18 protein-coding genes are annotated in these 21,706 nt (G+C 72.5%); 7 read left to right on the plus strand and 11 right to left on the minus strand.

Annotation, left to right across the window (positions count from 1 at the left end):
- The first annotated feature begins 39 nt into the window (after window positions 1-39).
- Together R2S09_RS04560 and R2S09_RS04565 are read left to right on the plus strand one after the other, a co-directional pair.
- Window positions 40-969: a GNAT family N-acetyltransferase gene (locus R2S09_RS04560; RefSeq protein ID WP_306190829.1), complete on the plus strand. Its 930-nt coding sequence runs from the start codon at window positions 40-42 to the stop codon at window positions 967-969.
- Entirely contained in the window at window positions 950-1,462 is a 513-nt protein-coding gene (locus tag R2S09_RS04565; RefSeq protein ID WP_306190830.1) for a DUF402 domain-containing protein, read from the plus strand. Before R2S09_RS04560 ends, R2S09_RS04565 begins: the two co-directional genes overlap by 20 nt.
- Before the next feature lie 41 nt (window positions 1,463-1,503).
- Here the strand turns inward: R2S09_RS04565 and R2S09_RS04570 are convergent, their stop codons facing one another.
- Window positions 1,504-2,130, minus strand: coding sequence for a class I SAM-dependent methyltransferase (locus R2S09_RS04570; protein WP_316739899.1), 627 nt, complete (start codon window positions 2,128-2,130; stop codon window positions 1,504-1,506).
- A 139-nt stretch (window positions 2,131-2,269) separates the two neighbouring features.
- On the opposite strand from R2S09_RS04570, the gene R2S09_RS04575 reads away from it, so the two are divergent.
- Window positions 2,270-2,407, plus strand: a complete 138-nt coding sequence (locus tag R2S09_RS04575; RefSeq protein WP_306190832.1) for a hypothetical protein — start codon at window positions 2,270-2,272, stop codon at window positions 2,405-2,407.
- A 25-nt stretch (window positions 2,408-2,432) separates the two neighbouring features.
- On the opposite strand, the gene R2S09_RS04580 is transcribed toward R2S09_RS04575, so the two are convergent.
- A complete protein-coding gene (locus R2S09_RS04580; protein ID WP_316739900.1) occupies window positions 2,433-2,906 on the minus strand; it encodes a GNAT family N-acetyltransferase in 474 nt (157 codons plus the stop codon).
- Window positions 2,907-3,083: 177 nt separating this feature from the next.
- Between R2S09_RS04580 and R2S09_RS04585 the strand changes: the two genes are divergently transcribed.
- Window positions 3,084-4,133: a lytic polysaccharide monooxygenase gene (locus R2S09_RS04585; RefSeq protein WP_316739901.1), complete on the plus strand. Its 1,050-nt coding sequence runs from the start codon at window positions 3,084-3,086 to the stop codon at window positions 4,131-4,133.
- A 76-nt stretch (window positions 4,134-4,209) separates the two neighbouring features.
- Here R2S09_RS04585 and R2S09_RS04590 read toward each other — a convergent pair whose 3' ends face one another.
- The 7 genes from R2S09_RS04590 to R2S09_RS04620 form a co-directional block, all read right to left on the minus strand.
- Window positions 4,210-5,070 carry an alpha/beta fold hydrolase gene (locus R2S09_RS04590; protein WP_316739902.1) on the minus strand — a complete coding sequence of 287 codons (861 nt, stop codon included), beginning with the start codon at window positions 5,068-5,070 and terminating at the stop codon, window positions 4,210-4,212.
- Window positions 5,071-5,320: 250 nt separating this feature from the next.
- Window positions 5,321-6,289: a DNA polymerase thumb domain-containing protein gene (locus R2S09_RS04595; RefSeq protein ID WP_316739903.1), complete on the minus strand. Its 969-nt coding sequence runs from the start codon at window positions 6,287-6,289 to the stop codon at window positions 5,321-5,323.
- Window positions 6,286-9,804 (minus strand): DNA polymerase III subunit alpha, encoded by a 3,519-nt coding sequence (locus tag R2S09_RS04600; RefSeq protein ID WP_316739905.1) that lies wholly within the window; start codon window positions 9,802-9,804, stop codon window positions 6,286-6,288. The genes R2S09_RS04595 and R2S09_RS04600 overlap by 4 nt, the downstream gene beginning before the upstream one ends.
- A gap of 229 nt (window positions 9,805-10,033) precedes the next feature.
- Complete coding sequence (locus R2S09_RS04605; RefSeq protein ID WP_316739906.1) at window positions 10,034-11,113, minus strand: S1 family peptidase; 1,080 nt, start codon at window positions 11,111-11,113, stop codon at window positions 10,034-10,036.
- Between the two features lie 402 nt (window positions 11,114-11,515).
- Entirely contained in the window at window positions 11,516-12,421 is a 906-nt protein-coding gene (locus R2S09_RS04610) for a S1 family peptidase (protein WP_306190838.1), read from the minus strand.
- Between the two features lie 220 nt (window positions 12,422-12,641).
- Window positions 12,642-13,424, minus strand: coding sequence for a DUF1684 domain-containing protein (locus R2S09_RS04615; RefSeq protein WP_306190839.1), 783 nt, complete (start codon window positions 13,422-13,424; stop codon window positions 12,642-12,644).
- 392 nt (window positions 13,425-13,816) lie between these two features.
- A complete protein-coding gene (locus R2S09_RS04620) occupies window positions 13,817-15,115 on the minus strand; it encodes a DUF5685 family protein (protein WP_316739908.1) in 1,299 nt (432 codons plus the stop codon).
- Between the two features lie 290 nt (window positions 15,116-15,405).
- On the opposite strand from R2S09_RS04620, the gene R2S09_RS04625 reads away from it, so the two are divergent.
- Window positions 15,406-15,843, plus strand: a complete 438-nt coding sequence (locus R2S09_RS04625) for a cell division protein SepF (protein ID WP_306190841.1) — start codon at window positions 15,406-15,408, stop codon at window positions 15,841-15,843.
- A gap of 36 nt (window positions 15,844-15,879) precedes the next feature.
- On the opposite strand, the gene R2S09_RS04630 is transcribed toward R2S09_RS04625, so the two are convergent.
- The gene (locus R2S09_RS04630) at window positions 15,880-17,076 is read right to left on the minus strand and encodes an acyl-CoA dehydrogenase family protein (RefSeq protein WP_306190842.1); all 1,197 of its coding nucleotides are present in this window, start codon (window positions 17,074-17,076) and stop codon (window positions 15,880-15,882) included.
- Between the two features lie 144 nt (window positions 17,077-17,220).
- Window positions 17,221-18,831: an MFS transporter gene (locus R2S09_RS04635; RefSeq protein ID WP_316739912.1), complete on the minus strand. Its 1,611-nt coding sequence runs from the start codon at window positions 18,829-18,831 to the stop codon at window positions 17,221-17,223.
- A gap of 283 nt (window positions 18,832-19,114) precedes the next feature.
- Here R2S09_RS04635 and R2S09_RS04640 point away from each other — a divergent pair, with 283 nt between their 5' ends.
- Together R2S09_RS04640 and R2S09_RS04645 are read left to right on the plus strand one after the other, a co-directional pair.
- Entirely contained in the window at window positions 19,115-20,389 is a 1,275-nt protein-coding gene (locus R2S09_RS04640) for a hypothetical protein (protein WP_316739914.1), read from the plus strand.
- A 268-nt stretch (window positions 20,390-20,657) separates the two neighbouring features.
- Entirely contained in the window at window positions 20,658-21,683 is a 1,026-nt protein-coding gene (locus R2S09_RS04645) for a phosphatase PAP2 family protein (protein WP_306190845.1), read from the plus strand.
- Window positions 21,684-21,706 lie beyond the last annotated feature (23 nt).

The following is a 21,706-nucleotide window of genomic DNA, read 5'->3' on the forward strand; positions in this document are numbered from 1 at the left end:
GGAGGCGCCCGGCCGGCTCCCGTCGTAGCCTGCGCCTCCATGACCGTGATCGTCCGTGACCTCCACTCCGACGCGCCAGGCGACCTGGAAGGCTTCGTCCGTGTCCGGCACCTCGCGCTGCCGTACCTGCTGTGCACCCCTCAGTCCCTCGCCCACGACCTCGCCCACATGCATCCCGACGCCCACTACCGTCCCCTCGTCGCCGTGGCGGACGGCGAGGTGATCGGCACGGCGCAGGTGCACCTGTCCCACGACAGCGCCGAGCCCGGCCAGGGCAATGTCAACGTGTACGTGCACCCGGAGCACACCCGCCGGGGCGCCGGCACCCTGCTGGTGCGGGCCGCCGAGGAGCACCTGGCGGCCCACGGGGCGGTCAAGCTGCTCGCCTGGGTGCTGGACGAGCGGGGCAACCGTGCCTTCGCCGAACGGCACGGCTACAAGAGCAGCCGTTCCGCCCACTTCCTCCGCCTGGACCTGGCGGGCGGCACGCTCCCGCCGCTCCAGGACCCGCCGCCGGGCGTGGAACTGCGCCGGGGCTCGGACTTCGCCGGCGACCCGCGCCCGCTGTTCGAGCTGGACGCGGAGACGACGGCCGACGAACCGAGCGACGTGGACTACGAGTTCACCGACTACGAGGCATGGCTCGCGGAGACCTGGCGGCATCCGCTGTTCGACGCCGAGCTGACGTCGGTGGCGGTGGTCGACGGCCGCCCCGCGGCGTTCTCGGCGGCCCGCACGGACGGTGCCACCCGGTACGGCACCGTCATGACGGGCACCGCCCGGGCCCACCGCGGCCGGGGCCTGGCCAAGCTCGCCAAGAACGACTCGCTGCACCGCGCCCGGGCCGCCGGGTACACGGAGGCGTTCACGGGCAACGACACCGGCAACGGGCCGATGCTCGCGATCAACAGGTGGTTCGGGTACGAGGTGTGCGCGACGGAGGTGCGGTATGTCCGTGAGCTCGGCTGACGCGGCGGGACCGGCGGGGGCGCCGGTCACCGTGGTGCTCGTCAAGGGCGGCCGTACGAAGCTCAGCTACCCGGGCGAGCTGGTGGCCGACGACGGCACGCGGATCGCCGTCCGGGCGCTCTGGGCGGGCGAGGGCGTACGGGACTTCGGCTTCGTGCGCTTCGAGCCCGGTGACGTGTTCACGGAGTACTACTGGCGCGACCGCTGGTACTCGGTGAAGGAGGTCCGCGACGGCGGAGGCCGGCTGAAGGGCTGGTACTGCGACATCACCCGCCCGGCCGAGTTCTCGGGTACGGAACTGGTCGCCGAGGACCTCGACCTGGACCTGTGGCGCTCCGCGGACGGCACGGACGTACGGCGCCTGGACGAGGACGAGTTCGCCGAGAGCGGCCTGGCCGAGCGCGATCCCGGGGCGGCCGCCCGCGCCGTGGCCGCGCTCGACGAGCTTCAGACGCTGGCCCTCGAGGGCGGCTTCACCGCGCTGCTGGCCTGAAGGACCCCGGGCCGCGCTGCCGGCCTGCAGGACCCCGGGCCTCACACCGTCGCCACCACCGCGTACCGCTCGTCGTCCACCGCCCTGCCCCACAGGCGCGCGTCCTGCGAGAGACGCTCCACGCGGGTGTGCTCCGTGAGAGGTGCGAGAAGAGTGAGGAGGCGTTGTGTGGGTATGCCGACGGGGGTGACCGTGCCCCAGACGCCCTCGACCAGGACCAGCCGTCCGGAGGGTCGCAGCAGCTCCCGCCAGCGCCGCAGGGCGCTCGCGGGGTCCGGCAGTGCCCACAGCACATGGCGGACGAGGACGGCGTCGAAGCGCCGCCCGCCCACCGGCGGGCTCGCCGCGTCACCGGTCAGGAACACCGCGTCCCGGCCCGCGGGCTTGGCGCGGGCCCGCTCGAGCATGTTCGCTGAGAGGTCCACTCCGGTCACCCGGTGTCCGCGCTCGGCGGCGAGGAGCGACAGGCTGCCCGTGCCGCAGCCGAGATCGAGGATCTCGCCGGGGGTCCCGGGCAGCCAGCCGTGCAGGCGCTCGGCCCAGGCGGCGCGCACCCGCGGGTCGCGCAGCCCATGATCCGGCTCGTCGTCGAAGACGGCTGCCTGCGCGTCCCAGTCCACGGGGGCCGGGCTCGTCGGGTCGTGGCGGTTCGTGATCGGTTCGCTCATGCGGCCAAGAGTGACACCCGCCACTGACAACCGAATCGTGACAGCCGCCACAGACAGACCCGCACCGATGAGGAACTCTCGCCCGCAAGGTCTACCTCCGTGAGAACACGGAACCCGGTAGGCGTCGAAGGAGGCAGCGATGCGCCGTACGACAGTGCAGAAGCCCCTGAGGAAGACGGATTCGCGCCGCCTGCGTGGCGAGGAGGTCGACGAGCGTCCCGGCGGACGGCCGGAGGTCCGCAAGGACATCGCGCGAACGTGGTGGCCGGACGGATGACCTGCGGACCAGCCGATGAGACGCGTCAGACGAGCCGTTTGCGGTAGTGGATCCGGTCGTAGGGTCCCTCCACCCGGCGTTCCACCACTTCGTAGCCGTACCTCGGATAGATCTCCTGGTTCTCCCACATCATCGCGTTGGTGTAGAGCCTGATCTCCTCCAGCCCCAGCGCACGCGCGCGTGCGTCCACGAACTGAAGCAGTCGCCGTCCCACTCCCCTGCCGTGTGCGTCGGGATGGACGGCGATGCTGTCGAGGAACAGGTGGTCCGCGCGGGCCTCGATCACGACGAGGCCGACCACCCGGCCCGCCGCCGGTTCCCGCGCGACGAACACCTTCCCCGCGGCCACGTCCGCCGCGTGATCGGCCTCCATCGGCGCCGGTACCACACCGATACGCTCGATGTAGGGCCGGTAGGCCGCGTCGGTCACGGCCCGCACGGCCGGTACGTCGGCGGCGGCCGCCGCCCTGATCCCCTCGCCGGTCCGCTCGCTCCGCATGCCGGGCACGCTACCTACCTGAGCGCAGTCTCAGCACTCCCTTAACGCGAGCATAAGGATCTCCCTCCACCGCCCTCAGCAGGCGATTCGGCGGTTCTCCGGGGCTAGTTTCGGATCACCCCACGGGATCCGCCCTCCCGTACCAGGACCGTCCGGACCGCTTCCGAGGAGTTCCTCATGCCCGCACGCCGCAAGGCCGCCGCTCTCGCCGCCCTCGGCCTGGCCCCGCTCGCGCTGACCGCTCTCGCCGCCGCGCCCGCGTCCGCGCACGGCTCCATGGGCGACCCGGTCAGCCGGGTCGCCCAGTGCTACGCGGAGGGCCCCGAGAACCCGAGGTCGGCGGCGTGCGGGGCGGCGGTCGCGGCGGGCGGCACCCAGGCCCTGTACGACTGGAACGGCATACGGATCGGCGACGCGAACGGCCGGCACCGGGAGCTGATCCCGGACGGCAAGCTGTGCAGCGCGAACAACGAGGAGTTCAAGGGCCTCGACCTGGCCCGCGCGGACTGGCCCGCGACCGCGGTGCGCAGCGGCTCGTACCCGTTCAAGTACCGGGTGACCGCCCCGCACAAGGGCACCTTCACCGTCTACATCACCAAGCCCGGCTACGACCCGGCCAAGCCACTGGCCTGGGCCGACCTGGACCTGGAGCATCCGGTCGCCACGGTCACGGACCCGGTCGCCTCGGGCGGCTTCTACACGTTCTCCGGCACGCTGCCCGAGCGCACCGGGCGGCAGCTCCTGTACGCGGTGTGGCAGCGCTCGGACAGCCCGGAGGCGTTCTACTCCTGCTCGGACGTCACCTTCGGCGGGAGCGGGAACGGGAACGGGGACAGCGGCGGCGGGTCGGCGAGCGGTTCGTCGCCGGCGCCGACGGCCTCCGCGCCGACCGAGCGGCAGATCGAGGACGGTGCCGGCAGGTCGACGATCGAGCACCACGGCCACGGGGACGCCGACGCCCGTACGACCACGGACCCGACGACACACCCGGCGACGCACCCGTCGGCGACCGCTTCCGGCGCCCCCGTGCCCGCGGGTGCCAACCGGCCCGAGGCCGCCGCCGGTGTACGGACCCGGACCCAGAACGCCGGTCTCGCCGAGACCGGCGGCGACGGCAACACCCCCTATGTGGCGGTCGGCGGCGCGGCCGCCCTGGCGCTCGGCTCGGCGGCGCTGTTCGCCTCGGTCCGGCGGCGCGCCGCGCACGGGGGCCGGCGGGGCCGCTGAGGCGGCCGGACGATCGCGGGGCCTGTCCGGCGGCTCAGGCCGGACAGGCCCCGCACGTGCGCGTCGGGTCCGGTCGTCAGTCGAAGACGGACGCGCAGGTGGTGGCGGTGGCGTGCGGCGGGTCGAGGGCGTTGGCCACCTCGTGGAAGGCGACGCGGTCGAAGAGCCCGATCGCCAGGTGCTCGGACAGGTCGATCGGGCACAGGTCCTGCAACAGGACGTTGCGGACGTCGGAGCCCGTGAGGTACTGGCTCCGCCAGGGGGTCGCGACCTCGTCGTACTTGGTGGCGATGACCGTGTAGTGCACTCCGGGCACGGTGTCGCCGCCCTCGTTGAGCTTGGTGAGGAAGTCGGACCCGGCGATCTGGTCGGCGAGACCGGGGGTGGCGGCGGAGAGCAGGTCGCTCGCGCCCGGGAAGTACGGCAGCAGGTTGGTCAGGCCGCTGAGGGTGGTGCCGTGGTTGTCGGGCGCGAGGCCGACGAGGGCGTTCACCTTGGCGGCTCCGCCGAGGAACTTCAGGTAGTAGCGGGGCATCATCCCGCCCTGCGAGTGGCCGACGAGATCGACCTTGGCGGCACCGGTGGTGGTGAGCACCTTGTCGACGAAGGCGGACAGCTGCCCGGCCGACGTGTCGATGGGGCCGAGGCCGTGGAAGAGCGGCACTCCCGGCAACTGCCCGTAGTCGAGCGAGAAGACGCAGTACCCGCGGTCCTTCAGGTACGGCGCGAGGGACAGCCAGTTGTCGACGGAGTTGCCCAAGGTGCCGTGGACCAGGACGACGGGGCGGGGGTGGGCGGCGGACGGCCGGCAGTCGTAGTCGTTCCAACCGCTACTGGGCGCGTCGGAGGCGTGGGCGGTGGCGGCCGGGACGGTGGCGACGGCGGCGGCCAGGACGAGGGCGGCCAGATATCTCAGGGCGCGCTTGGCGGGCAGCATCGTGTGATCTCCTTGCGGCTCAAGGGAGGTGCGACGGCACTGCGCCCTGTGATCCGGATCACGAGGATGCTGTTCACTCGTCAAGTTACGGACGAGTAGCCCACGTGTGAAGTTACGCGTCAGTAAAAACTTCCAGCGATAACCGGCGAAGGCCGGGGGCCATGGGGTAGTGGACCTGACGAACCATCACCAAGAGGGACAGAAGCCGCTCGTACGGCGCGATCCGCGCCGGTGCCCCCGGTCGCCGGAGTCACGCGGCCAGGGTGCCCGGGATCACGGCACGGGGCCCGAACCTGGCTCGCGCGCGGTCCGCGACCTCCTCGATGCGGCGGACCTTCTCGTCGACGGGGTCGAAGGTGAGCTGGTAGGACGCCTGTTCGGCGGAGTCCAGGCCCTCGGCGCGCAGGGCGAGGGCGCGGACCCGGGCGCGCTGGAGGCCGAGACCCTCGTACATGCCGTACGCGGCCCTGGTCAGCGTCGTGGTGTGGGCGGTGGGTTCCGGCAGCGTGCGGCTGCGGACCGTCGCGGAACGGTCGGCGTAGCGGACCGTCAGGGTCAGAGTGCGGCAGACCTTGTCGAGGGCGCGCAGCCGGGCGCCCAGTTCCTCGCCGGCCGACAGCAGGGCCCTGCGGTGGCGGTCGGGGTCCAGCTCGTCGCGCTCGAAGGGGCGCTCGGTGGCCAGGGAGCGGGAGACGGCGCCCGGGACGACCCGGCCGCGGTCGACGCCGTTCGCCCTCTCGTGCAGCTCGCGGCCGGTCTTCGCGCCGAGCAGGCGCTGGAGCGTCGACAGGGGCGCGGCGGCGACCCGGTCCAGGGTGTCCAGGCCGTACTCGCCCAAGGTGCGGGCCGTCGCCGTACCGACGCCGGGCAGCGCGGTGACGGGCTTGCCGGCGAGGAACTCGGCGACGGCGTCCTCGGGCACCGCGCACGTCACCCCGGGCCGGGCGTCGTACAGGGCCATGCGGGCCAGCATCGGGCCCGGCCCGGCGCCGATCAGGCAGTCGACGCCGTACCGCGCGAGCGCGCGGACCCGGATCACCGAGGCCAGTTCGACCGCGTCGCGCCCGAAGTACCGCTCGGCGCCCCGCAGATCGGCCAGCGCCCCGTCCGGCGGCAGCGCCTCGATCACCGGAGTGAACTCCTCCAGCAGCCCGAGCAGCCCCGGCAGGGCCGCCTCGTGCATCGGGGGCAGCTGGAAACGTACGCAGAGGATGGTCATCCCGCGCTCCCTGGAGACTGGTGCCACAACTTCCTTCCGCTCGCGGGCCCTTCGCCCGCCGGGCGCAGATCCGCCCATGGGTGCATCTCGTAGCCGGTGGACATGCGGATGCTCCGGTCGCGGCCGGCCCGCGCCGGGTCCCGCGCGTCCCCGCCGTCGCCTTCGCCGTCGGGGGCGCCCTCCGGTCCCTCCGGGACGGGGCGCGCCAGCCGGGCCGCCACCTCCTCCAGGCCGCCCTCGGCGCGCAGTTCGGCCAGTTCGGCGAGGTTCCAGGCGGCGGATCCCACCACGCTGAGGCTGCGCGGGCCGCGCCGCTGCACCACCCCGCGCACCAGCAGCAGCCAGGAGTGGAAGACGGTGTGCGCGCAGGCGTCGTGGGAGTCGTCGAAGAAGGCCAGGTCGACCAGGCCGGTGCCGTCGTCCAGCGTGGTGAAGATGACCCGCTTGCCGGACCGGATCGGCGGGGTCTGGGTGGCCGCCTTGGCGCCCGCGACCAGCACCGTCTCGCCGTGCCGGGCCTCGCGCAGCCGGCGCGCGGAGACCACGCCCAGCTCGTCGAGGAACGCCCGGTGGTCGTCCATCAGGTTCCGTGAGGCGTCCATGGACAGCACACCCAGCTCGGCGCTGAGCTTCTCGGCGTCGGACAGGTCGGGCAGCCCGGCCGCGGCCGTCTTCCGGCCGCCGGCCAGGGGCAGTTGGCCGCCGCCCCTGCCCCGGGCGCCCCGGTGCAGCTCGGTCAGGTGCAGTTGCAGGTCGCGGCGGTTGGCGCCGAACGCGTCCAGCGCGCCCACCTGGGCGAGCCGTCCGGCGATCGGGCGGCTCGGCCGGGCCCGCTCCCAGAAGTCCAGCAGCGAAGCGTACGGCTGCCCGTCCGCGATCCGCGCCGCCTCGGCCTCGCTGATGCCGTGCACGTCGGAGAGCGCCAGCCGAAGTCCCCAGACACCAGGTGAATCGGGCCGCACCGCCGATCGCGAATAAGACACCAGTTCGATACGGTGTGCGACTCCCGACCTGTTCACGTCCAACGGCAGGATCGGCACCCCGCGCCGCCGCGCGTCCGCCAGCAGCAGCCGCTTGGGGTACATCCCGGGGTCGTGCGTGAGCAGCCCGGCGTAGAAGGCGGCCGGGTGGTGGGCCTTCAGCCACGCCGACTGGTACGTCGGCACGGCGAAGGCCACCGCGTGCGCCTTGCAGAAGCCGTACGACCCGAAGGCCTCGACGATCTCCCAGGTCCGCCGAATCGTTTCCGCGTCGTACCCGCGCGCCGCCGCGTGCTGGGCGAACCACACCTTGATCCGTCCCTGCGACTCCGGGTCGGACAGCCCGCGCCGCACCCGGTCCGCCTCGTCGCGCCCGCAGCCGGTCATGATGTGCACGATGTGGATGATCTGCTCGTGGAAGACGACCACCCCGTAGGTCTCCTTCAGCGGCTCCTCCAGGTCCGGGTGCGGGTAGCGCACCGGCGCCCGCCCGTGCCGGGCCTCGATGAACGGCCGCACCATGTCGGCGGCGACCGGACCGGGCCGGAAGAGGGAGATGTCGACGACCAGGTCGTGGAAGGTCGCCGGCTGGAGGCGGCCCACCAGGTCCCGCTGGCCCGGCGACTCGATCTGGAAGCAGCCGAGGGTCTCGGTGGAGCGGATGAGCCGGTACGTCGCCGGGTCGCCCGGCGGTACCGCGTCCAGGTCGATCCGCTCCCCCGTGGTCCGCTCCACCTCCGCGACCGCGTGCGCCATCGCCGACTGCATCCGCACGCCCAGCACGTCCAGCTTGAGCAGCCCGAGGTCCTCCACGTCGTCCTTGTCGAACTGGGACATGGGAAAGCCCTCGCCGCTGGTGGGCATCACCGGCGTACGCGCGAGCAGGGAGGCGTCGGACAGCAGCACGCCGCAGGGGTGCATGGCGACCCCGCGCGGCAGGGCGTCCAGGGCCTCGACCAGCTCCCACAGCCTGCCGTACTTCTCCCCTTCCCGCCGAAGCTCCCCGGCCAGCGCCCTGAGTTCGGGCAGTTCCTCCAGGGCCGCGCGGGCGTCGCGGGCGCGGATGTGCGGGAAGGACTTGGCGATGCGGTCGATCTCGGCGGGGTCCATGGACAGGGCGGCGCCGACGTCCCGGACGGCGTGGCGGACGCGGTACGTCTCCGGCATGGCGACCGTGGCGACCCGCTCGGTGCCGAACCGGTCGATGATCGCGCGGTAGACCTCGAGCCGGCGCGCGGACTCCACGTCGATGTCGATGTCGGGCAGCACGAACCGCCGCCTGGACAGGAAGCGCTCCATCAGCAGCCCGTGCTCGACCGGGTCGGCGTGGGCGATGCCGAGGAGGTGGTTGACGAGGGAGCCCGCTCCGGAGCCGCGCGCGGCGACCCGGATGCCCATCTTCCGCACGTCGTCCACGACCTGGGCGACGGTGAGGAAGTAGGAGGCGAAGCCGTGGTACGCGATGACGTCCAGCTCGTCGTGCATCCGCTCCCAGTAGTCGCGCCGGCCGGCGTAGCCGCGCACCACCATGCCGGCCGCCGCCCGGGAGGCGAGCGTGCGCTGGGCGGAGCGGCGGGCGGCGCCGACGAGGTGCGGCTCGGGGAAGTGGACGGTGCCCAGGCCGAGGTCGTCCTCGGGGTCGACCAGGCACTCGGCGGCCGTGGCCCCGGTCTGCTCCAGCAGGCGGTGGGCGGCCTCCCGCCGGAAGCCCGCGGCCTCGACGATCCGCTCGGCCGCGTGCAGCATGGCGGCCGGGTCCTTCAGCCAGGCCTCGCCGGAGTCCAGCTCCTTGGTGGGGTCGATGGGGACCAGGCGGCGGGCGGCGTCCAGGACGTCGGCGACCGGACCCTGGCCGGGGTCGGCGTAGCGGACGGCGTTGCTCAGCACGGGCCGGATCCGCTGCTCGGCGGCGAAACCGACGGTGCGGGCGGCCAGCCGCAGCGAGCCGGGTCCCGTGCCCTCGCGGCCGTGCCAGACGGCCTCCAGGCGCAGCGCGTCGCCGTAGGCCTCGCGCCAGGGGGCGAGGAGCTTCGCGGCCCGGTCGGGGCGGCCCGCGGCCAGCGCCCGGCCCACGTCGGAGTCGGGGCCGAGCAGCACGGTCAGACCGTCGGCGTGGTTGTCGGACCAGGGCAGCAGGGGGGTGTCGGGAGCCGTGTGGGCGGCGGTGACCAGGCGGCACAGATCGGCCCACCCCCGGGCACCGTCCCGGGCGAGGAAGGTGACACGAGGAGTCGACTCGTCGATGAAGGCACCACCGCGCACCGGGGTGCGGCGACGCTCGCCCCTTTCCCCTCGGACCGCTCCTTCCTGCCGTCGCGGCCCGTCCACCGCCAGTTCCGCGCCGAACAGCGGGCGGACGCCCGCCGCCGCGCAGGCCTTGGCGAAGCGGACCGTGCCCGCGAGGGTGTCCCGGTCGGTGAGGGCGAGGGCGTCCATGCCCCGCTCGGCGGCGCGCTCGGCCAGCCGTTCCGGGTGCGAGGCGCCATAGCGCACGGAGAACCCGGAGACGGTGTGCAGATGCGTGAAGCCCGGCACACGCACCTCCCGCACTCGTGAGCCCCCAGCGGCTCTCGAACATCAGTTCCAACTCTCACCCCCACCATAAACCAATTCCCGAACATCTGTGCGACATCCGTTCGAGCGTGTCCCACCTGCGCAAACGCATGCGGCGACCGCCCACGCGGTCCTGCGACAGCCCCCACGCGGTACGGCCCCGCCCCCTCGCGCGCGCGGGGGCGGGGCCGTACCGGAGCCGTCGGAGTGATCAGCCGATCTGGGTGCCGGTGGCCGACAGCGCCTCGGTGACCGGCTGGAAGAAGGTCTCGCCGCCGGAGGTGCAGTCGCCGCTGCCGCCGGAGGTGAGGCCGATCGCGGTGTCGCCGTCGAACAGCGAACCACCGCTGTCACCGGGCTCGGCGCACACATCGGTCTGGATGAGGCCGCTGACCGTGCCCTCGGAGTAGTTCACGGTGGCGTTCAGGCCGGTGACCGTGCCGGTGTGCACATGGGTCGTCGAGCCGCTGCGGGTGACCTTCTCGCCGACGGTGGCCTCGCCCGCCTTGGTGATCGTCTGCGTGGAGCCGTCATAGAGGTCGACGGCGCTCGGGTGGTCGACGTTCGCGGTGTACCTGACCAGGCCGAAGTCGTTGCCCGGGAAGCTGGACCGCTCGTTGCCGCCGATCACCGTGCCGCTGGAGTCCGACCAGGTGGAGATGGCCTCGGTGCAGTGGCCGGCGGTGAGGAAGTACGGCTGCCCGCCCTTGACCACGTTGAACCCGAGCGAGCAGCGGCCGCCTGAGCCGGTGATGGCGTCCCCGCCCGCGACGAAGGGCTTGAACTCGCCCTTGGACCGCTTGAGTTCGGCCTTGCCGCCGAGGCCGTCGACGACCTTGGAGAGCGTGGCCCACTCGGGCGCCGAGACCGTCCGGTCGGCGGTGACCACGACCTTGTTGGTGACCGGGTCGGTCGCCCACGAGGTGCCGGGGACGGTCGCGTCCTTCTTCAGCGTCGTCCGGGCCGCGTCCAGTTCGGCGAGGGTGTTCTCGACGACTCTGGCCCTGGCCCCCGCCTGCCGGACCGTCCTGGCCGCCGTCTCGTCGAGCACATTGACCACGAGGGTCCCCGACTTCGCGTCGTAGTACGTCCCGGCCGCGTCGCCGCCGAGGTTCTTCAGCAGCGTCGAGGCGAGACTTCCGGCCGCCGGGGCCGACAGGGTGCGAGCCTCCGGGGTCTTCGCGGGCTCGCTGGCGTTCGCACTCTGGAAGGTGAGTCCCGCGGCGACGAGTGCGGCGATGCCCGCACCTGCCACGGCGATTCGGCGCCTGGGTATGCGTCGGTGCTTCAACTGACGTCCTCCTGTGGGGGGATCGGCCGGCGAGGTTGTGGGGACCTCGCGGGCCGGAAGGCGGTTGAACGGCGCCTACTATTCCGAGGCTCACAGGGGGCACACAAGGTCGAGTTCTGGACGCGTATACGTCAACCGGCGTACGCCCCTCGTCGCTTGACCGTCCGAGGTCACACCGCCTCGTTCGCACTGCAAACATTACGGGCGAGTAACCAACCGGCGTTTCCGTGAGTTCTGTCCTGTCCTGATCTCGCCCCTGCGGAGCCCCGCCCTGACCGGTCGTTCACACCCCGCGCACAACGGGAAGCCCCCGTACGCCTGTTGCGTACGGGGGCTCCACCTGCTGCCGGCTGCGGGTGCGGTCCGGGCCGTGCGCACGGCCCGGGAGGTCGAAACATCACGTCAGTAGACGTGGACCCCATAGGCGCTCAGCGCCTCGGTGACCGGCTGGAAGAAGGTCGTACCGCCGGAGGTGCAGTTGCCGCTGCCGCCGGAGGTCAGACCGTAGGCGATGCCGCTGTTGGAGTACAGCGGACCGCCGGAGTCGCCGGGCTCGGCGCAGACGGTGGTCTGGATGAGGCCGTAGACGATGTCGCCGCCACCGTAGTTGACCGTCGCGTTGAGGGCGGTGACACGACCGCTGTGGATGCCGGTGGTGGAGCCGCGGCGGTAGACGGTGGTGCCGACGGACGGCGTGGCGGCGCTCGTGATGTCCACGCTGCCCACCCCGCCCGGCTTGCTCACCGAACTGTTGGTGTAGCGCACGATGCCGTAGTCGTTGCCGGGGAAGGAGGAGCCGGCGGTGGTGCCGAGCGTGGTCGAGTGCGACGAGTTCGACCACCAGGTGCCGGCCCCGTCGGTGCAGTGACCGGCGGTCAGGAAGTAGTAGTTGCCGCTGGAGTCCCGGACGTTGAAGCCCAGCGAGCAGCGCCAGCTACTCGCATAGATGGCGTCGCCGCCGGAGATCAGCTTGTTGAACCGGCCCGGTGTGCGCTTGATGGTCAGGGCCTTGGAGTTGGCCCCCGCCTGCTGTTTGATCTGGTCGATCTGAGCCTGGGAGACCCGGCTGTCGACGGTGACGACCACCCGGTTGGACTTGCTGTCGACCGCCCAGGCGGTGCCCGGCACGTCGGCCTTGAGCACCGAGTCGCTCGCCTTGGTGAGCTGGGCGGCGCTGAAGGTGTTGGTGTCGGACGCGTTCGCGCTGGGGACCGCGAACGCGGCGGCGGCCACGAGCCCGGAGGCGATGGCGATCAGCCGAGTCCGTCTCGTGATACCGCTACGCGGGGCAGTGCGCTTGATCCTCACGTTTCGTTCCTCCACAAAGGAAGTCGGGGGCCCGCGTGGGGTCGGGGCCCGGTGAGGCGCAGCCAGGGCACGGCAACCGGATTCCGGACACGTTGTGACCCTGACAAGCGCTGGGGGGAGTATTCGGCCGAACGACCGGTCGGCGCAAGGGTGCCTTTCGGCCGTGCGACTCTGTGCGATTCGAGTGAACCGTGTGCGATCGGGGTGATATGACGGCAGGTCAGTCGCTCAGAGCGCGCTCCCCCGCGGCTATCGCGAGGTCCAGGGTGTTCCCGGGCGGCGGGAACGGGCAGACGAAGTGGTCCACGAACGCGCACGGCGGCAGTACGGCCCGGTTGAAGTCGACCGTGGTACGCCCCTCGGCGTCCGGCGCTCCGGGATACAGGAACCGGAAGCGGAAACTGCCGTTCCCGCTGGTGGCGTCGGCGAACACCGCCCACAGCCCGCCGTCCGGCTCCCGCGCGACCTGGAGCGTCAGCTCCCGGCCGTCCAGAGTGAACGCCAGTTCCCCGGCGAGGGCGAGGCCGCGCTCGCGTCCGTCCGCGTTCGGCACGCGCACGGTGCGGCTCTCCTCGTACGGGGTGAAGCGGCCCGGCACCGACCAGCGCGGGTCGTGGTCGCCGGCCACGATGCCGCGGAACGCCCGGCGCGCGGCGGAGGCGGGGTCGAAGTCCCGTATGCCCCATATCCCTTCACGGACCAGCACGACCAGCCGCCGCTCGCCCAGCGCGACCCGGGCGTCCGCCACCGGTCCGGTGTCGGCGCCGAGCCGCACCTCACCGGCCAAGGGCCGTCCGTCCACGGTCAGTCCGTCCCCTCCGCCGGCGGTGAGCACGACCGCGTCGCCGTCGGGCGTCCAGATCCCGGGGATGTCCGGAAGTCGACCGTCCGGACAGTCCTCGAACCAGTACGTTCCGGTCAGCGCGAGCGGGCCGTAGGGCGCCGACACCGTCTCGGTGCGCCGTACGTGCCACTGCTTCCACCGGTCGGATGCGTCCGTCATGTGATCACCCTTCCATGCGTGGCCGGGCGGCCAAACCGAGGGGTGAGCACAGAGCATCGCTCTTGGATGTCCGCATCCCCCGCCCGGACGACACCGCCATGGGCCCGCGGGCGGGCGAGACACTTCCCCAGGTCCTGTCGTCACATTCCCGTCGTCCGCCCGCGGAGCAGGCGGGAATGTGACGACAGGGCCCAGGGCCTTTCGTTTGGATCAGGCCGGATTCTGGGAGCGGGGTCCGGTGCTGGGGGTGGGGCACCTCCCACGCCGTTCAGGCAGTGGGGGAGCATCGCAAGGCGGAGGAGCGCGTCATGGCGGAGCCATGGCAACCGACGACAACGCGGCGAGGCGCGGTGCCAGGGGCCGCGAGCCCGGCGTGATCCAAACGCAAGGCCCTAGCAGTCGCAGCCGCAGTCGCAGCCGTCGCAACTGCAGCAGTTCCCGCAGCAGTCACAGCAGTCGCCGCAGCCGTCGCACCCGCCGCAGTCGCAGTCGCAGTTGCTGCACCAGCCCTCACGCCGCCGCCGCGACCACGGCCCCTCGAACTCGTCGGCGCAGCACACCTGGCAGGTGCAGCACAGCCCGACGGCGGCCGCGCACCCGGCGAGGAGACCGCGCTTGCCGGGTCGCGGGGGTTCTCCGCCGAAGGGGTTGCCGCCGTCGGGGTGGGGGTGGCCCGGGCCGTACGGGGAGTGCGGATCATGGGGTGCCCGGGGGTCCTGGGGCGCGTACGGGCCCTGGGGCGGACCGAAGGCGCTGCGCGCGGCGCCGGCCTCGGCCGCTCCGGGAGCGTGCCCGCACATCGCGGTTCCGAAGGCGCGGTCCACGGAGCGCGGGAGCTCGTGGGCGAACAGCAGATGGGCGAGCCGGCCGTCCTCGAACTCCACGTCGCGCAGGGCGAGCCGGACGCCGTGCACCGCGTCGTCGGCGAGCCGGCGGGCCTCGGTGAGCGAGGTGCCGGTCACGGTGAGCGGGTTCCAGGCCCCGCGGGCGGCGTCGGCCTCGCGGTCCTCCACGGCGTCCAGGAGATGGGCGAGCCGTCCGAACAGACGCCCGACCTCGGCGAGCGGTTCGGCGTTGCCCGGCCGGCCGGCGAGGACCGCGGTGTGCGCGAAGGCGGCGGCGGTCGCGGTCTCGGTCGGCTCGGTGACGGTGAGGACCGGGGTGCCGGGCCCGGCCAGCGTCTCGATGCCGACCTGCCGGTCCACCGCGTCGACCAGGACGGCGGTGTCGAAGCCGACGTCGGCTCCGGTGCGGGCGCCGGCGCGCCCCCAGCTGCCGGCCACCTTCCGCGCGGCGAGCGCCACCGGCCGGCGGGCCAGCAGCCCGTCGCCGTCGGCGACATGGTCGCGCACCTTGGCGGAGGCGAGCACCAGGGAGACGGCCGCCGCGAGCCGTGCGCCCTCACCCTGTGCGACGGACGCGGTGCGCATGCCGCGCAGCGGGCACGGTCCGGCCGTACGCCGCCCCACCCCGCGCCTGCCGCTCTTTCCGCCCCTGCCGTCCTGGTCGGCCGGTACGGACTGAGCCTCCGTCAGAACGGATATGAGAAGGCCGTCGTAGTTCGTCACCACCCGCGCCAACTGACCGTGGTCGCCGCGCAGCGCCAGGCACAACCCGCACAAGTGCGCCACCCATTGGGTCGCGAGACGGTCACCGAGCCGGTGACGGCATGGCCTGACGATTCCGAACACGACGATCCCCCGTGGTGTGTACGAACGCTGAGCTGCCGCATCGTATCGGCCGGTTCGTTCACCCGTACGCACTGTCCCTCACCCGTGTGCCGGGGACAATCATATTTCACTCTCAGTCAGCAGCCGTGTAGGTCATGACCCTTGGGGCACAAGGCTCTCGACGGATTCGCTGTGCACCAGTACCGTCACAAACCCCCCGCGCGGCGTCTATCCACTTGGCGCGCCGTCCGCATCATGGATGACCATAGGGACGCGGAAAGCATGAAAGACCGCTGTGAGAGGAGGCGTCCATGGGATCGGTACGCAAGGCGAGTGCGTGGCTCGGCCTCGTCGACGACAACGAAGACGAGCGCTACTACGACGACGACTACTCCGAGGGCACCGAGTCCGGGGACGCCTGGGTCACCGACCCCCGGGTGAAGGTGGCCACGGACACGGCCGAGGAGAAGGGCCGCCGGATCGGCACCGTGACCCCGGACAGCTTCCGGGACGCGCGTGCGATCGGCGAGCTGTTCCGGGAGGGCGTGCCCGTCATCATGAACCTGACGGCGATGGAGCCGGCCGACGCCAAGCGCGTGGTCGACTTCGCGGCCGGGCTCGTCTTCGGCCTGCGCGGCTCCATCGACCGCGTGTCCACCCGGGTGTTCCTGCTCTCGCCCGCCGACACCGAGATCGTCAGCGGTGACCCGGGGGCGCACCGCTCGGACGGCTTCTTCAACCAGAGCTGAGGCAGGGCCGCACGCCGGCCCTGCCCTGCCCGGGCCTCACCGGAAGGCGTCGAGACCGGTGAGCGCCTTGCCCAGCACGAGCTGGTGCATCTCGACGGTGCCCTCGTAGGTGAGCACCGACTCCAGGTTGGTCGCGTGCCGCATCACGGGGTACTCCAGGGAGATCCCGTTGGCGCCGAGGACCGTCCGCGCCGTACGGCAGATCTCGATCGCCTCGCGTACGTTGTTGAGCTTGCCGAAGCTGACCTGCTCGGGACGCAGGCGGCCGGCGTCCATGCGCCGCCCCAGATGGTGGGCGAGCAGAATCCCCTTGTGCAGTTCGACCGCCATGTCGGCGAGTTTGGCCTGGGTGAGCTGGAAACCGCCGATGGGCCGGCCGAACTGTTCGCGCGACCTCGCGTAGTCCACGGCGGCCTCGAAGCAGGAGCGGGCCGCGCCCATGGCGCCCCAGACGATGCCGTAGCGGGCGTGGGACAGACAGCTGAGCGGTCCGCGCAGCCCGGTGACCTCGGGCAGGACGGCGTCGGCGGGCAGCCGTACGTCGTCGAGCACGAGTTCGCTGGTGACGCTGGCCCGCAGGGACCACTTGTGCCTGATCTCGGGGGCGGAGAAGCCGGGAGTGTCCGTCGGCACGACGAAGCCGCGGATGCCGTCCTCGGTCTGCGCCCAGACGACGGCGACCCCGGCCACGGACCCGTTGGTGATCCACATTTTGCGTCCATTGAGCACCCAGTCGCCGCCGTCGCGCTTGGCGTGGGTGCGCATGGAGGCGGGGTCGGAGCCGTGGTCGGGCTCGGTGAGGCCGAAGCAGCCGATGACCTCACCGGCGGCCATGCGCGGCAGCCACTGCTGCTTCTGCTCCTCGGAGCCGAAGCGGTGGATGGCGTACATGGCGAGGGAGCCCTGCACGGAGACCAGGGAGCGGATGCCGGAGTCGGCGGCCTCCAGCTCCAGGCAGGCGAGCCCGTACTGCACGGCGGTGGCCCCGGCGCACCCGTACCCGCTCAGCGACATCCCGAGCGCCCCGATGCTCCCGAGCTCGCGGGCCAGCTCCCGGATGACCGGCAGTTCGCCCTTCTCGTACCACTCGGCGACATGGGGCAGCACGCGGTCGGCCGCCCAGCCGCGCACGGTGGCGCGGACGGCGAGGTCCTCCGGCTCCAGCAGATCGTCGATCCCGAGCGGGTCGGTGGGGTCGAAGGGGGGCAACGACGACTTCGGGGACGGGGACATGCGGGCACCCTCCGGAACGGCGACTGAAAACTAGCAGCGCTAGTTATGTGGCTCTGGCCCGACGGTACGACGCGCTGTCCGCCGCGTCCACCCCGCGGGTGATCACGTCCACCGCGTCGGTGATCACATCCGCCCTGCCGATGATCACACGGACACGCTCGACCGTGCGACCTCCCGCTGGGCGGGCAGCTCCACCGCCGCCTCGTCCGCCTCGCCGCACTGCATCACCCGCGGCAGGCGCAGCGCCGCCGCCGCGCCCAGCAGCAACAACGCCGCGCTCACCAGCAGCGTCACATGCAGCCCGTGCACGAAGGAGTCCCGGGCCGCGCGCCGCAGGGACTCCCCCGCCGGCCCGCCGAGCCGCGCGGCGACCTCGTAGGCCTCCCCCAGCGAGTGCGACGCCGCCTCCGACTCCGCCGCCGGAACCCCCGGCACCTGCGCGAGTCCGGGTGCGTAGGCGGCGTTCATCACCGTGCCCAGCAGGGCGATGCCGATGCCCGCGCCCAGCTGGTAGGACGTCTCGCCGATCGCCGCCGCCCCGCCGGCCCGCTCGGCCGGCGCCTCGCTCAGCATCGACTCGTACGCCCCGAACAGGGTCGTCTCCAGGCCGAAGCCCAGCAGCACGAAGCCGGACAGCAGCAGCCCGGCGTCGTCCCGGCCGCCCATCGCGGTCAGCACCACCACCGCGGCGGCCGTCAGGCAGAAACCGGCGCACACCATCAGCCGCGGCCCGAACCGCCGCAGGATCCGCGCCCCCAGCAGCCCGGCCGCCATCGCGGCGAACGTCAGCGGCAGCAGCCGCAGTCCCGTCTTCAGTGGGGACAGCCCCAGCACCAGTTGCAGGTACTGCGCCGCGATCAGCTCCAGGCCGACCAGTGCCAGCATCGCCAGCACGATGCAGCCCACCGCCGTGCTGAACGCGGGCCGCGCGAACATCCCGAGGTCCACCAGCGGATGCGCCCGGCGCCGCTGCCGCCGGACGAACGCCACCAACAGCACCACGCCCACCACCAGCGGCCCCAGGGTGAGCACGCTCAGCGCCGGTTCGTCGCCGCCGAGCCGCTTCACCCCCAGCACCGTCCCGAACAGCCCGGCCGCCGCCATCAGCGCGCCGACCACGTCCCAGGGCCCGTCCCGCCCGCCCGTCGACTCGGGCAGCAGCAGCCGGCCCACCGGCAGGCTCACCAGCATCAGGGGGATGTTGACGAGAAAGACCGAACCCCACCAGAAGTGCTCCAGCAGGAAGCCGCCGAGCAGCGGCCCGACCGCCGCGCCCACCGCCGCGACCGCGCTCCAGACACCGATCGCCAGCGCCCGCTCGCGCCGGTCGGGGAACACCTGCCGCAGGATCGACAGCGTGGCCGGCATGATCATGGCACCGCCGACCCCGAGCAGGGCCCGGGCGAAGATCAGCGTCTGGGGGTTGGGCGAGAAGGCCGCCACGGCGGAGGCGACGCCGAAGAGGGCGTAGCCCAGCAGCAGGATCCGTCTGCGGCCCACCCGGTCGCCCAGCGTGCCGAACAGGATCAGCAGCGAGGCGCAGACGAGGGGGTAGGTGTCGACGATCCAGAGCAGTTCGATGGCGCCGGGCCTGAGGTCCTCGGTGACGGCGGGCACCGCCACGTGCAGGACGGTGGCGTCCACCGCGACCAGCAGCAGGCTGACGCAGAGCACGACCAGGACGACCCAGCGGTTGGCACCGGCCCCGGCCGCCCGACGGCGCAGCCGAGCGGCGGCCGCGGTCGTCCCGGACATGTACGTACCTCCCAGATGAACCCTCGCCGTCGGCGGGCCCGCGGGGTGGGGACTCCCCGCGGCGCGGCCGGAGAGGAGCGGTGGTCTCCGGCCCGCGCGACGATGTGCGAGTGACTCGTCAGCGTACGCCAGTCCGATCCGGTGCCGCGTGGCCCACCTCTCAGACTCCGCGGCCAACCCGTGTGGCGTACGCCACTGACCTCCCGGCCGCCAGGGCTTGCTCCCCACCAGGCTCTGGGGCCGGTTGTCCGGCCCGCCGGGCGTCCGGTCGATAATCGGGTCCGTGACCGATCTTGCAACGCGCGTGGCGGTGGCCCGTCCCACGGCCCTGCGCCGGGCCGCTCCGGCGCTCCTCGGGTACGCGGCCGTCCGCGCCCTGGGCCTGGTGGCCCTGGCCGTCTGGAGCGCGGTGCGCGGCAAGAGCGCGTACACCCTGCTGACCGCCCGCTGGGACTCCCTCTGGTACGCGAGGGTCGCCGGGGGCGGCTACGGCTACGAGGTACGGCTGCCCAACGGCGACGTCCACTCCGACCTGGCCTTCTTCCCGCTGCTGCCGTGGCTGGAGCGGCTGCTCGCCTCGGTGGGGCCGCTGTCGTACGCGGACGCGGGCTTCGTGGTGAGCCTGCTCGCCTCGCTCGCCGCGGCCTGGGGGATCTTCGCGGTGGTCGATCATGTGTACGGCCGAAAAGAAGAAGGCGCGCAGCGCGGCCTCGGAAGGGTGGTCGCGGGAGACGGGCGGGCCGGAATCTGCGCCGTGCTGCTGTGGGCTGTACTGCCGGTCGGGATCGTGCAGTCGATGGCGTACAGCGAGTCGCTGTTCACGGCGCTCGCCGCCTGGTCCCTGTACTGCGTGCTGACCGGGCGCTGGGTGACCGCGGGTGGCCTGGCGCTGCTGGCGGGGCTGACCCGGCCGGTCGGTCTCGCCGTCGTGGCCGCGGTGTGGGCGGCCGGCGTCACCACGTTCGTGCGCAACCGGAGCACGTTCGCACACAGCCGGAGTACGACGGCGGCGAACGGCGCACAGCTGGCGGCACACGCCCCCGCCGTCCCCGGCCACGCTCCCTCCCGTCTCCTCCTCGGCATGCTGCTCGCGCCGCTCGGCGCCGCCGGTTACGTCCTGTGGGTGGGCCACCGCACCGGCGGGGGCATGCTCGGCTATCTCGATGTACAGGCCGGCTGGCGCAACGGCTTCGACGGCGGATACGCCTTCGCCCGCTTCGTCGCCGACAAATTCACCTCCTTTCCCTCGGCCCTGGCGGGGCTGGGACTGATCGCCGGGGTGGCCGCGGTGATCTGGCTGTACGTCATCGGCGTACGGCAGGGGCAGCCCCTGCCGCTCCTGGTGTACTCGGGAGTCGTCACCGCGCTCGCGCTGTGCGCGTCCAGTTACTTCGGTTCCAAGCCGCGCCTGCTGCTGCCCGCCTTCCCGTTGCTGCTGCCCCTCGCCCTCGCGCTCGCCCGGGCGCGCGCCTCACGGTCGGCGCTGGTGGCCGGCGCGGTCGCGGTGGCCTCGGCGCTCTACGGAGCGTTCTGGCTGAACGGCTCCGGCCCCCCGTGACCGCCGCCGATCGCCCACCGATCGCCCGCCGATCGCCCGCCCGTCCGATGAGCAGACGGGTAATTACATCCGAGCTTCCGGTTAACGAATTCATAAGCGCGATATAAGCAACTGCCGGAATGATCAGAGGTAATGTGCTCCAGAAGGGGCCCCGGATTGCGTAATCCGTGGAAATAAAGGCCCGTTGAGAGCAATCCCACATCACATCGTCATCACAAACCCCGTGATTCGTCCGGGAACTGAGCTCACTCGCTGTAACGTCGATTAGGTGCGTACCGAAGGAACCCTCACCCGCCTGGACCGGGTGTTCGCCAGGCTGGACCGTGAGCAGCAGCGGCCGGCGCACATCGACATGCCGAGAATGAGCAGGCACCGGGTCGTGCTCTTCTCGGCGACCCTGGCCTTCTACCTGGCGATCGTCTGGGCCGTGGTGACCACCTCCTGGCTGGTCCGCCTGGACTGGCAGGTCATGTTCTTCCGGCCGTACCAGCAGTGGCCGCAGATCCACGCGTTCCTCGACTACTACGTGGTGCTGGGCCAGCGCGGCCCCACCGCCGTGATGGTCTCCGCCTGGCTGGGCTGGCGCTCCTGGCGGCAGCACACCCTGCGCCCGCTGCTCACGCTCGCCGCCTCGCTGCTGCTGCTGAACCTCACGGTCGGCGCCGCGAAGCTCGGCATGGGGCGCCTCGGACCGCACTACGCCACCGTCATCGGCTCCAACGAGATGGGCCTGGGCGGCGATATATTCCCCAGCGGCCACACCGCCAACGCCGTGGTGACCTGGGGCATCCTGGCCTATCTGGCCTCCACCCCGAGAGCGCGGCGCTGGCTGTCCGCCCTGTCCGCGGTGACCGCGCTCGGGGTCGGCCTCACCACCGTCTACCTGGGCACGCACTGGCTCAGCGACGTGCTCCTCGGCTGGGCCGCGGGTCTGCTGATCATGCTGGCGCTGCCGTGGTTCGAGCCGCTGATCGCCAGGGTCGAGACGGCCCTGTTCGACCTGCGCGACCGCTGGCGCGCCCGCCGTGGCCGCCGTGCCCCGGTGCCCGTACCGGCCCACGCCGCGGGTTCCCCGGCCCTGCTCAAGCCGCGTGCCACCGCCGCGGACGAGGCCGCCGCGGCCCGCGAGCCGGTCGGCGCGAGCCGCTCGGGCTCGCGGAGCCCGGTCCACCTCGCCCCGGGCCGCCCGCACCTGACCCGCTCGGAGCGCACACCGGTCACCCCGGCCGGCAGCCGCCGCCCGCCGCACTCCGAGCGTGTGCCCCGCGGCACGACCTCGGCGGCCCGCCCCTGACGGCCAGGACGGCGCCTCGGCGG

The sequence above is a fragment of the Streptomyces sp. MK7 genome, from assembly GCF_032658145.1.
GTDB lineage: Bacteria > Actinomycetota > Actinomycetes > Streptomycetales > Streptomycetaceae > Streptomyces > Streptomyces spiralis.

What these genes read in the sequence shown, in the direction of transcription:
- R2S09_RS04560 (WP_306190829.1), top strand. Translation starts at nt 40, where the DNA reads ATGACCGTGATCGTCCGTGACCTCCACTCCGACGCGCCAGGCGACCTG.
- R2S09_RS04565 (WP_306190830.1), top strand. Translation starts at nt 950, where the DNA reads ATGTCCGTGAGCTCGGCTGACGCGGCGGGACCGGCGGGGGCGCCGGTC.
- R2S09_RS04570 (WP_316739899.1), bottom strand. Translation starts at nt 2,130, where the DNA reads ATGAGCGAACCGATCACGAACCGCCACGACCCGACGAGCCCGGCCCCC.
- R2S09_RS04575 (WP_306190832.1), top strand. Translation starts at nt 2,270, where the DNA reads ATGCGCCGTACGACAGTGCAGAAGCCCCTGAGGAAGACGGATTCGCGC.
- R2S09_RS04580 (WP_316739900.1), bottom strand. Translation starts at nt 2,906, where the DNA reads ATGCGGAGCGAGCGGACCGGCGAGGGGATCAGGGCGGCGGCCGCCGCC.
- R2S09_RS04585 (WP_316739901.1), top strand. Translation starts at nt 3,084, where the DNA reads ATGCCCGCACGCCGCAAGGCCGCCGCTCTCGCCGCCCTCGGCCTGGCC.
- R2S09_RS04590 (WP_316739902.1), bottom strand. Translation starts at nt 5,070, where the DNA reads ATGCTGCCCGCCAAGCGCGCCCTGAGATATCTGGCCGCCCTCGTCCTG.
- R2S09_RS04595 (WP_316739903.1), bottom strand. Translation starts at nt 6,289, where the DNA reads ATGACCATCCTCTGCGTACGTTTCCAGCTGCCCCCGATGCACGAGGCG.
- R2S09_RS04615 (WP_306190839.1), bottom strand. Translation starts at nt 13,424, where the DNA reads ATGACGGACGCATCCGACCGGTGGAAGCAGTGGCACGTACGGCGCACC.
- R2S09_RS04625 (WP_306190841.1), top strand. Translation starts at nt 15,406, where the DNA reads ATGGGATCGGTACGCAAGGCGAGTGCGTGGCTCGGCCTCGTCGACGAC.
- R2S09_RS04630 (WP_306190842.1), bottom strand. Translation starts at nt 17,076, where the DNA reads ATGTCCCCGTCCCCGAAGTCGTCGTTGCCCCCCTTCGACCCCACCGAC.
- R2S09_RS04635 (WP_316739912.1), bottom strand. Translation starts at nt 18,831, where the DNA reads ATGTCCGGGACGACCGCGGCCGCCGCTCGGCTGCGCCGTCGGGCGGCC.